Raw genomic sequence first — 1,543 nt, 5'->3', positions numbered from 1 at the left:
GTGTTGCATTCAACTGTCGGTGCCCCTTCTTCGTCGAGGCCCGGACCGGGGAACGGAAGGCTATCATGGATCGGTCAGCACACTCGCCCCGGCAAGGCGCGATCGCCTCCCCCATCGCTGATGGGGGAGGCCGTCTTGGGAGCAGTCGCTAGAGCTTGCCGGCGTCCTGGAGGATCTGCGTCGCCTTGGCGGCGGCCTCATCCAGTGCCTGCTTGGAAGTCTTGTCGCCGAGGATCGCCGCCTGCAGCTCGGGATAGACGGCGTTCGAGATCTCGATCCACTCAGGCGTCTGCGGCACGGCAAAGGCGTGCTTGGCTTCTTCCTGGAAGGCGGCAAGGACCTCCTTCTTGTAAGGGTCGTTTGCCGCTTGCTGCAGGTCCCAGTCCCAGACCGCGGTGCGGGTCGGCAGCGGACCTGCGGCAGCCTCGAGCTTCTGGCTGTCCTCGTTGGTCAGCCACCACACCAGGGAAGCCGCGGCCTCCTTGTTGGGACAGTTCTCGGTCACCGAGAAGCCATGGAAACCGGACCAGCCGGTGCGCTTGCCCGAGGAGCCCTTCGGCGCAACCTTGACGCCGACATTGCCGGCGACTTTCGACGACTTCGGATCGTTGAAGAATCCTGCCCAGCCCGGCCAGTCGAGGTTGATGGCGACGGTTCCGGAGGCAAAGCCCTGGCCGAGGTCGTCCCAAAGATAGTTGGTCGTGCCGGCCGGCACTGCCTTGGCCTTGTAGAGGTTGACGAACCAGTCGAGCGCCTTGATGCCTGCTTCGGAGTTGAAGACCGGCTTGCCGTCCTTGTCGAGGTACTCGCCGCCTTCGGCGACCACCATCTCGTAGAAACGACCATTGATCGCCTCTTCCTTGCCGGCGAACTGGGTGCCGTAGAAATTGGGCGGCTTGGCGAAGAACTCAGCCTGGTCGGTGACTTCCTTCCAGGTGTCCGGCGGCACCAGATCATAGCCGTATTTCGCCTTGAACTTGGTCTTGTTGTCGGCGTTCTCGTACAGGCTCTTCTGGTAGTAGAGCGCCGAAACGTCGAACTGCGCGCGGGGCAGCATCTCGAGCTTGCCGTCGATGGTTGCCGACTTGATCGTCGAAGGCACGAAGGCGTCGATCTCTGCCTTGGGCAAGAGCTTGCTGAGATCGGTGTAGAGGCTCGTATACTGCGGCGCGAAGGACGAATGGTTCCAGCCGACGCACCAGTTGGTGCTGCCCGAGGCGATGTCGGACTTGAGCTCCTTGTCGATGTCGAAGCCGTTCTTCTTGGTCAGGATGTTGACCTTGGCGCCGGTAAGCTTCTCCCATTCGGGGATACGCTCATAGAGTTTTTCATATTGCTGGCCGCCGATCAGCTTTGCGTCGATGGTGACGCCTTCGAACTTGCCGGGCAGGTCGCCGGCAAGGGCCGTGCCTGCACCGAATGCAAGCAACAATGCGCCGGCGGACACGCCGGAAAGCAATCTGTTCATTGGTATCCTCCCTTGGTGCGCCTCAGTGGCGACCGCAACTCGTCTGATGACAAGAAGCGCTACATTCATATACAA

Annotated in this window: 1 protein-coding gene; it reads right to left on the bottom strand. The window is 61.4% G+C overall.

Annotation, left to right across the window (positions count from 1 at the left end):
• Positions 1–148 precede the first annotated feature (148 nt).
• Positions 149–1,468 carry an ABC transporter substrate-binding protein gene (locus tag ACXJ7R_RS32215; protein ID WP_457155330.1) on the bottom strand — a complete coding sequence of 440 codons (1,320 nt, stop codon included), beginning with the start codon at positions 1,466–1,468 and terminating at the stop codon, positions 149–151.
• Positions 1,469–1,543 lie beyond the last annotated feature (75 nt).

Source organism: Mesorhizobium sp. P5_C1 (assembly GCF_054049815.1).
This window is presented reverse-complemented; position numbering and strand designations above follow the sequence as displayed.

Coding starts and splice junctions, on each gene's coding strand:
- ACXJ7R_RS32215 (WP_457155330.1), bottom strand. CDS start 1,468: ATGAACAGATTGCTTTCCGGCGTGTCCGCCGGCGCATTGTTGCTTGCA.